We start from the raw sequence: 9,317 nt of genomic DNA, 5'->3' as shown, positions 1-9,317 counted from the left end.
CGGAGGGCTTTGCCCACGGCTTCCTGACACTCACCGACCACGTCGAGTTTCTGTACAAGACCACCAATTACTATGCGCCCGAGAGCGATCGCGGCATTCGCTGGGATGATCCCCAGATCGCCATCGATTGGACGCTCGATAGTCAACCTGTGCTTTCTCCGAAGGATCAACGGCAGCCGTTGCTGAAAGATGCAGAAACCTTCGATTGATGGAAGGCAGTCGTTATCATTCTTGAGGCGGTGATGTTCACAGAACAGACCTCCGCAACCAATTGCCTGTGTTGCCATCTTTCGATTTCAGGATCGCCGGGTTCCGTCAGCTTATCTCAAGTATCGCCTTAATAACCTGCGCTTCAGGTCTCAGCCAATCTGTAAAGAGCTCCGCGCCGTTTTTAAGGTCACCCCGGTGTGTGTTCAACGCAGACGTTGGCACCCGGCCATTCTCCATCTGTTTGACAACTTCGGCAAAATCGTCCGGCTGAGCGTTGCGGCTGGCGAAGAGTGTCGTTTCGCGCTTGTGAAACTCGGGGTCGGAAAAGGTGATGTCGTCGCGCACAACGCTGACGAGAACGTAGCGGCCGCCGTGGGCGACGAAGTTGAAGCCGCGTTGCATGGCTGCCGAGTTGCCGGTTGCGTCGATGACCACATCGAAAAAGTCGCCGTCGGTGAGGTGCTTTGCTTGAGCCTCCGCCTCGCGATTGGCGAGGAGCGTGCGGTCGGCGCCGAGGGAAGCGATGGTGAATGCCAGGCGGTCTTCGCGCATATCCATCACGGTGACGTCTGCACCCCGCGCCTTGGCGAAGATAATGGCCGACATGCCGATTGGGCCTGAGCCGACGACGAGAACGCGATCCGCTGCTGTTATGCCGCCGCGCTTCACTCCGTGGGCGCCGATCGCCAGGAACTCGATCATGGCAGCCTCGTCCAGACTGGCCTTGCCGGCCGAGACGACGTTCTCGTCCGGCACGCAAAGAAACTCCGTCATGCCGCCGTCGCGATGGACGCCGAGAACGGCAAGGCTCTGGCATGCATTTGTGATGCCGCGACGGCAGGCAACACATTTGCCGCAGGCGATGTAGGGGACGATGTAAACGTTGTCGCCATTTTTCAGGCGCGTGGAGCCATTGGCATTCTCGACGGTGCCCGAGAGTTCGTGGCCCATGACGCGCGGATATTCAAGGAAGGGGTGCTTGCCCTGAAATATGTGAAAATCCGTCCCGCAAATGCCGACGCGTCGGATGCGAACCAGAACCTCGCCTTCAGCCGGGGTCGGGACATCACGCTCGATAAGGGAAAGCCGCCCCGGTTCGCTACAGATCAAAGTTTTCATGACGATGCACTTTCGATGAGGCTTGGCTGCCGTAAATTGATGATAGGAGACGCCTGACGCAATTAGTCTGTTGCTAATGTCCGTTGCTCAGAGGCATCGTTGCCTCTCTTGGCCTTATTGACCGATTTGCCTGGGATCGGGTCACACCGCTGCTTCCTGAAGGGGATATCGGCCCGCGAGCTCCTTTAGGGCTGGCATCTTTGAAGAACTGTTTGCAGCGGTTGCCCATTTGAGAAAAGCATGGATGCGGCGAGCGACTTTCGCGTGGTGATGCTGAGCAATGTCGGAAAGCCGATGTTCAAGGAAGGGATTGGAAAAGCGCTCAAGCGTCGTTGCGACATAAGCCGACGCTTCACTTGCCATGTCGTTCGCGGCGAAGCCCGGAAGGACCTCATCTCTGTAAAGCGTATCCAGTCGTTCACGAATGCCGACATCCGCAAGAATAAGGCGAACTGTCTCATCGGTAGGCCGGTGTTCCCTCTGCCAGATCTCGGCAAGAAACGTATGGCCAAGGTTGAGGATGTGCAGCTTGAGGCACTCGTAGGGTTCAAGGTTGTCGGTAAGCACGATGCTCTCATGCGTGCAAGGGAGGCGGACGCCCGGCGCGCGCTTGATGGCCCAAATCGCATAGGGTTCTGCAATCGCTCCAATCGGCTCGATTGGTTCCGAGACAATGCGGTCAACCAACGTCTCGGCGAAGGCGACATTGGCGTCGAGCCATACCATAAAATCGGTCGGCGCGTCATTCTGTTGGGCGCAGTCGACAACGGCCTGCCTCAAGACAAGGCCGTTGCCCGTCACCAGTTCGCACGGGAGGATAACCAACGGCCGGCCTGATATCTGCCATCGCTTAACGAGAAGTGCCGCCAGCTTGGCTGGGAACGAGCGTGGAATTTGTCCCGTCACGCCGAAACGGTCCTCATCCTGCCACGTTTGATATCCCGTATCGCCGGTGTTGGAGACGATGAATTCGGCTTCAGTGCTGAAGATCCGCGATAGCTCATCCCAATCGTCAGTTGCCGAAAGGCCGCGTTCGACGCTGGTGACATTCACCGTGTGATCGACCGGCTGTCCGGCAGAGATGCCGCGAAGGACGACTGGATAGCCTCCCGGTTTGCCAAATGCAGCAACACGGCCGTTTCTGCTGCTCGATCCCGATATCTGAACGACGGTGATCGGGCCGGCATCCTGGCCAGCCTGTCTGGCCTCGTGGACAAAAAGAGCGGCGTGCGCCTGGAGGAACCGGCTTGTTCCAAACTGGATGATGCGGGAGGTCACGCTGTTGCCCTCGCGCCTTCAAACCGGCATCGCACTGTCAGTGTGTTTACCTCACCCCCATACACTCATCGATCCTCCGCGCTGAATGTTTTTTATCTATAGAAAACAGATTAGCGTCGACGTCAAGCGCTTTGCGCGTGCGGTTGGCGCGCAAAGCTGACGGTACGGGGAACATCCGCCGAGCTATCGGCGTGGCAGCAATCAGAGCGAGACTGGACTTGCCATGCGCCTCGGGCGTTCTTCGGCAAGTGTCTGGCCATGAAATTTAGAAAGGGCGCCGACGACCTCGTCGATCTCCTTGGCGAGCCGATTGGCATCCCACTGCAGCGCTGCCGCCGCTATTTCTCCGATGTCACGCAATCCCTGCATGGTCAGCAATCCCTCGATTGCCAGGGTCGTCCGCCGGAAGACAATATCCGAGAGATGAACGACAAGTTCCTGTCTCGCGATCCAGTCGATCTCCAGGGCGCTATGGCGCGGCGCACCGGTAATGCGCTCTCCGTCGCCGTAATGGGAGCTAAAGGTGAGGATGTCACCGGCCGTCGTGCCGTATCGGCCAAGCAGTTCGTCCACTCTGCTTGCGTCGGTATTCGTCTTCGCGGCGATTGAGCGGATCCAACTGGTGCGGTCGTTCGATGCGGTTGGAAAGTCGCGTCCGCCGCCAATCGCCAACCGTTCGGTGGACATGCTTCGCGTGCGTTGCAGCCGCGTCAGCACGGTGTTGGCCACTTCCTCGGCGAAGCCGCGGAACGTCGTCCACTTGCCGCCCACCAGGGAAATCACGGGGAAAGGGCGACTGCCCTCGGCTTCCGCAACCGGCGCTGAGTGATCACGGCTGATGAGGCCGGGGGACGAGGCGTCCGACGCAGGCAGCGGACGAATGCCGCTATAGCTATAGGTTACCTGATCGCGTTCAAAACGAAGGCTCGGAAGAAGCGTGCGCACACTGTCGAGGAAATACTCGATCTCCGGCTCCTCGCATCGAACGTTATCGGGGTCGTCGCAGGGAATATCCGTGGAGCCGACGAGCGCTTGGCCGAGATAGCCATAAACGAGGCAGATGCGGCCATCATCGGCTTCAAAATAGATCATGTGGCCATTGAGACTGCGTACCAGCTCCGGGTGATCCAGCAGAATGTGAGATCCCTTTGTGCCGCCGATCAGATGGGATGGTGCGCCAAGCGCTGTGTTGACATGGTCGATCCACGGCCCCGCCGCGTTGGCGACCAGTTTCGGCCTGACCGAAAACGCATAGCCATCCGAGCGTTGGAAGGTAAGCACGCCATCTGTAGCGGATACGAGATTGGTAGAATTCGCCGCCAGGGATTTCTGGTTGGCGCGCAACCCATCACCGACCAGTTCATAGACCAGCCGCTCGGGCCGGCTGATTTTTGCATCGTAATAGATGCCACCGGCAACGATCTGAGGGGTCACATGCGGCATTTCCTTGAGCGCACGGCGCTTGAGCAGAAACCTGTGGCGAGGCATGACGCGGTTGCGAGATCCGAAGAAGTCGTAGAGTGCAAGTCCGATTTTCACGAGCAGCGCGCCGCGGCTTCGAGGCGCTGTGGTCGAGCCGGTCAGGGTGCGAAGGGCCGCCCATATCCCACGCGTCCAGGAGAAGATCGGAACAAAGGTCGGAAGCGCTTCCACGCAGTGCGGCGCGTTCTTCAGTAGCAGGTTTCGCTCGAGCGCCGATTGAGCTACGAGGCCGAATTCACCCGTTTCCAGATATTTCAAGCCACCATGGATCAGTCTGGATGGCGCCGCACTTGCGCCTGCGCCAAAGTCTGATTTGTCGACGATCAGGCAGTTGACGCCCTGTACAGATAGGTCGCGAAACAGTCCTGCACCATTGACACCGGCGCCGATGATGACGACATCGACGTCTCCGTCTCGAAGTTGCGAGAAGCGTTGTTTCAGATCGGCGGCCATATCGGTCATAACATCATCGTCCTGCTGAACTGCCGCGCTGGAGCCTGTCCGCGCGGCGCAATTGTCTGTCTAGTCTTGGGAGTGTTGTGTTGAGAGCGCGCCGATCCGCGGCCAGAGCGGCGCCATGGTGTCTGCGATGTCGCGAAAGAGATCGTATCGAATGCGATAGTCGGCGTTGCGGGCAGAATCCGGCAGATATGTCTTGGCAATTTTGCCGATGTCGCGAGGATCGCTCTCGGCGCTTACATACGCGCCGATGCCGGCACCGGCACAAAGCGCCGCGCCCCAGGCCGCGGCTTCATCCGTCTCCGTGACGGTGACAGGCATGCCCAGCACGTCTGCAAACATCTGCACGACCATCGGATTGCGCGACACGCCGCCTGCCAATCTCGCTTTATTAAAAGAAAAACCGTCGCTTAGGGCATCGATATGAATCTTATGATTGAACGCGATGCCTTCCAGAACGGCCCGCAGCATATCGCCGCGATCATGCCAGCCGCCAAGACCGAAAAAGCTGGCGCTTGCCGAAGCCCCATAGGGAGAGCCAAAAAGATAAGGATGGAATAGCGCACTCGATGGGCGATCGAACGCCGCCTCGATTTCCGGAGCCAGAAGAGCATGGATCGATTGCCCTGCAGCCTCGGCGTTTGCGATATCGCTGGCGCAGAGCTTATCCAGGAACCATTCGTAATTCGCTGAGGAGGCCGGCGAGATCGACATGTTGTTCCATTGGCCGGGCGCAATGGCATTGCGGCAGAACCAGCGGCCGTCCACGCTCGGCTTCGAGGACAGCGTTTCGTTGATCGAATAAGTGCCGGCAATAACGGCAACGACACCGGATGCGTAACCGCCAGCGCCAAGGGCAGAGGCCGTGACGTCATGCAGACCGGCTACGACCGGCGTGCCTTCGGCGAGACCCGTGCGCTTCGCCACGGCCTGCGTCACATGACCAACGACCTCGTCGGAGCGCGAGGCCTTCGGCAACGCGTCGGTCACTTCGGCCACGCCGAAAAGCTTCAGTGCGTCCGGCGCATAGTCCTGTGTCGATACGTTGGTAAAGGAGGTGCTGGCCTCGGTGCGGTCGGTGCCGGCGATGCCGGTCAGGCAAAAGCGCAGCCAGTCCTTGCAGCTCAAGATGTGGCCGATTTGGGCAAAGCGTTCCGCTTCATTGGTCTTGATCCAGGCCAGCAACGCCGAGGGAGCCGAGACGTGCGGCAGCTGACCGGTCAGTGCAAGGGCTTCTTCGGCAAGCGGGCTGTTCAGCCAATGATCGACCACCGAGCCGGCGCGGCTATCGAGCGATAGAATGGCGCGTCCAAGTGGCTTCTTTGCCCTATCAAGCAGATAGATGCCGTCGCCGTGCGCCGTCGCAGCGATCGTCTGTATGTCGCTTGCGGGGCGGCCGCTTAACTGGATCGCCTCGGCGATTGCGTCGGCCGTCCGGTCCCACAATTCGTCCATATCGCGCTCGACATGGCGGGGCTTGGGCATGAATTGTGTTACGCGACGGCGCGCAACGGCAAGCGGTGTACCATCGATATCAAAGATAACCGCCTTGGTGACGGTCAGACCGCTGTCTATTCCGAGAAGGCTCGGCATTCATGCTACTCCCGATGGCGAAGGATCCCAGGCTGCCCGCTCAGGGCTTGCCGTCAGGATCGCTCCCTGTCGCTTTTGGCGACGACCACATTGATGTTCTTGCTCTGCATGCGCTCCAGATGAGCGGGCGCTATTTTTTCGTCGACGATCACGACATCAAACTCGCTGAGATGCGCGAAACTATGTAGCGCGCGCCGATCGAACTTCGTGTGGTCGGTCAGCAGCACGCGCTTGGCGGCGCTGTCGAACATTGCGCGCTTGATATCGACGATTTCGGGTGACTGATGAAAGGCGACATCGTCGATGATTGCCGACATCGAGATGAAGGCAACGTCCGCTCGCAGCCGATTGATCTCGTTGATGGTCATGCGCCCCATGAAGGCGTTGCACCAATTATAATATTGGCCACCCAGCGCCAGAAGGTTGACGTGATGCATATCCTTCAGCGCGTTCATCAATGTCAGCGAATTTGTAATGGCGGTCAGAGGCACCTTGGCCGGCAACTGCGAAGCCATCTGCAGGACGGTGGTTGAATCGTCGAGGAAAACCGCCTGGCCGGGCTCGATGAACTGCATGGCGGCCGCTGCAATCGTCTTCTTTTCCGTTGCCTGTCGATTGGCGCGGTAGACGTCGCTGGATTCGATCAGGCTCGTTGCGGTTGCCGTCACGATGCCGCGCGTCTTTCGCAGCAGACCCCGGCTAACCAGCTCGTCGACGTCGCGGTGGACCGTCATCAGGCTGATGCCGAACCGCTCCGTCAGATCCTCGATGCGCATGGAGCCTTCCGCCATCACGGCCTCGGCGAGCATCTGACGCCGGGCGATCTGACGGGAGTGACGACTATCGGTCGGCAGCTCGTCTTGCAGAAAGGATACGGGGCTTGGCTTGTCTGTCACGTTGGCCTCTGACGCTCTGTCTTGCGGATGATGTTGCCGCATCGAATGCGTACTAAGGAAAAATAATATAAAAACAGTTCTCTACGAGAATTATTGTAAGTTTCCCATGATGCCAGATGGATCGGCAAAAAGGGTAGGGGCGCCGTGTCGGGCGCCCCCGATGTCATTACTGCGCGAGGACGAACGGCGCGGTGTACTTGTCGACATTGTCCTTGGTGATCAGGAGGCAATCGAACAGCTGCTTTTCGCTCTTGGCGCCGGTCTTGCCGGTCTTGATGAAGCTGTCGGCCTGCTTGACGGCTTCTTCCGAGAAGACGGCAACCGGCTGCAGAACCGTGTACTGCAGTTCGCCAGCCTTGATGGCAGCAACAGCGTCCGGCGAACCGTCGAAGCCGCCGACCTTCACGTTGGCAAGCTTGCCGGCTTCCTTGAGAGCAGCAATTGCACCAAGCGCCATCTCGTCATTGCCGGAGATTACGCCGGTGATGTCCGGATGAGCCTGCAGGATAGACTGCATCTTGTTGTGACCCTGGGTGCGGTCCCAGTTGGCAACTTCCTTGGCAACCTTCTGCAGGTCCGGGTACTGGGTCAGAACGGTTTCATAGCCATTCGAACGCGTGGCGGCATTGTTGTCGGACGGAGAACCGAAGAGTTCGGCATACTTGCCCTTGTCGCCAACGGCTTCCACCCACTGCTGAGCACCAATAGCAGCACCCTGAGCGTTGTTGGAGACGAGCTGAGCCTTGGCAAGGCCTTCCTGGTTGATTTCAGCGTTCACGAGGAAAACCGGGATACCAGCAGCAACGGCCTTCTTGACCGCACCGACGGAGCCGTCGGCGTTTGCCGGATCGAGGATGATCGCAACGGACTTGTTGGTGATCGCAGTGTCGATCAGGTTGCTTTCGGTGTTGGTGTCGCCCTTGTGCGCGCCGACCGTTGCGGTGTAGCCGAGCTTTTCAGCCGTCGCCTTCGCAACATTGCCTTCCGTCAGCCAGTAAGGGTTGGACGGGTCGTTGACGATGACGGTGATCTGGCCGGCGGCCCATGCAGCTCCGGTCAGAAGCGGTGCCACAGCAACTGCTGCCATGACGATGCGCAAACCTTTTTTGAACATTAGTCTCTCTCCCTTTGATGAGCTCTGGTGATGCCGGCGAACCGGCGGTTCTTTCGCCGACCGATTTTCACCGGTCGGTGACAAGTGCGTTTTCAGCCTCAGCTGGACTTCGTGCGGCGTCCGTACTGAATGCTGTTCATGAGCACGGCGAGCACGATGACAGCGCCGGTAAAGACGGTCTGCCAGTATGCGGATACGCCGATGATGACGAGGCCGTCCGACAGGAAGCCGATGACGAAGGCACCGAGCATGGTGCCGCGAACCGTGCCGCGGCCACCGGTCAAGGCTGCGCCGCCGATCACGACCGCCGCGATTGCTGTCAGCTCGTAGGTCGTACCTGCCGTCGGACCGGCAGAGGTCAGCTGCGACGACAGGACGAGGCCGGCGATAGCGGCGCAGACGCCCGAAAATACATAGACGAGAACCTTCACCCGCTTGACCGGAACACCGGAAAGATCGGCGGCACGCTCGTTGCCGCCCGAAGCGTAGAGCCAACGGCCAAACGCGGTGCGGCTGAGCACCAGACCGCAGATGATGGCAAGCACGGCAAGCACGATGACGCCGATCGGGATTCCGGCGAGGCGATTGAAGCCAAGCCAATCGAAGCCGGTGTTGCCGAGTTCCGGGCGGCCGCCGAGGTTGTTGTAGGTGAGGCCGTTGGTCATCAACAGCGCGACGCCGCGAGCGACATAGAGCACGCCAAGCGATGCGACGAAGGCTGGAACACGCAGATAGGCGATCAGCACGCCGTTGACGGCGCCGACGATAGCGCCGAGTACGCAGGTCAGCACCACGACAGCCCAAACCGGCGGGTAGAGAATGACGCCGAAGCTCGAAAGGTTGACACCCTGCATCAGGAAGCCGGCAATACAACCAGCAAGACCGAGCGTCGAGCCGACAGAAAGGTCGATGCCGCCGTTGAGGATGACCAGCAGCATGCCGATGGCGAGGATGCCGAAGATCGCGACGTGCGAGGCCATCGTCAGGAAGTTGCTGAGCGAGAAGTAGTAGGGCGATAGGAACGAGAAGACCGCGATGATGACGATCAGCGCGAAGAAGGCTCGTCCTTCGAGGATCAACCGCACGAGGCTGAAGTTTCGCCGCTGTCCGTTCGCAATTGGCTTTTTATCGGTAATGTTCGTGACTGACATAATCAGTGCTCCATG

The 9,317-nt window shown here is 59.2% G+C and carries 8 protein-coding genes; 1 reads left to right on the top strand and 7 read right to left on the bottom strand.

The features are described from left to right. A partial coding sequence (rfbC, locus tag HGP17_RS29480; protein ID WP_168814784.1) for a dTDP-4-dehydrorhamnose 3,5-epimerase occupies positions 1–209 on the top strand: 209 nt, incomplete at its 5' end. Between the two features lie 106 nt (positions 210–315). Here the strand turns inward: rfbC and HGP17_RS29475 are convergent. From HGP17_RS29475 to HGP17_RS29445, 7 genes are all read right to left on the bottom strand, one after another. Next, on the bottom strand, positions 316–1,329 hold the full coding sequence (locus HGP17_RS29475; RefSeq protein WP_168814782.1) for a zinc-binding alcohol dehydrogenase family protein: 1,014 nt from the start codon (positions 1,327–1,329) through the stop codon (positions 316–318). 141 nt (positions 1,330–1,470) lie between these two features. Beyond that, positions 1,471–2,607, bottom strand: coding sequence for a mannitol dehydrogenase family protein (locus HGP17_RS29470; protein WP_168814781.1), 1,137 nt, complete (start codon positions 2,605–2,607; stop codon positions 1,471–1,473). Between the two features lie 201 nt (positions 2,608–2,808). After that, positions 2,809–4,551, bottom strand: a complete 1,743-nt coding sequence (locus tag HGP17_RS29465) for a glycerol-3-phosphate dehydrogenase/oxidase (protein ID WP_168814779.1) — start codon at positions 4,549–4,551, stop codon at positions 2,809–2,811. 60 nt (positions 4,552–4,611) lie between these two features. Further along, positions 4,612–6,141, bottom strand: a complete 1,530-nt coding sequence (locus tag HGP17_RS29460) for an FGGY-family carbohydrate kinase (protein WP_168814777.1) — start codon at positions 6,139–6,141, stop codon at positions 4,612–4,614. Between the two features lie 53 nt (positions 6,142–6,194). Further along, complete coding sequence (locus HGP17_RS29455; RefSeq protein ID WP_246704284.1) at positions 6,195–6,950, bottom strand: DeoR/GlpR family DNA-binding transcription regulator; 756 nt, start codon at positions 6,948–6,950, stop codon at positions 6,195–6,197. A 253-nt stretch (positions 6,951–7,203) separates the two neighbouring features. Beyond that, positions 7,204–8,151 carry a D-ribose ABC transporter substrate-binding protein gene (locus tag HGP17_RS29450; protein WP_168814773.1) on the bottom strand — a complete coding sequence of 316 codons (948 nt, stop codon included), beginning with the start codon at positions 8,149–8,151 and terminating at the stop codon, positions 7,204–7,206. A gap of 98 nt (positions 8,152–8,249) precedes the next feature. After that, a complete protein-coding gene (locus HGP17_RS29445) occupies positions 8,250–9,302 on the bottom strand; it encodes an ABC transporter permease (protein WP_168814772.1) in 1,053 nt (350 codons plus the stop codon). Positions 9,303–9,317 lie beyond the last annotated feature (15 nt).

It is taken from the genome of Rhizobium sp. P38BS-XIX, assembly GCF_012641435.1.
GTDB lineage: Bacteria > Pseudomonadota > Alphaproteobacteria > Rhizobiales > Rhizobiaceae > Rhizobium.
The sequence above is the reverse complement of the archived record's forward strand: the minus strand, read 5'-3'. Positions and strand labels throughout refer to the sequence as shown.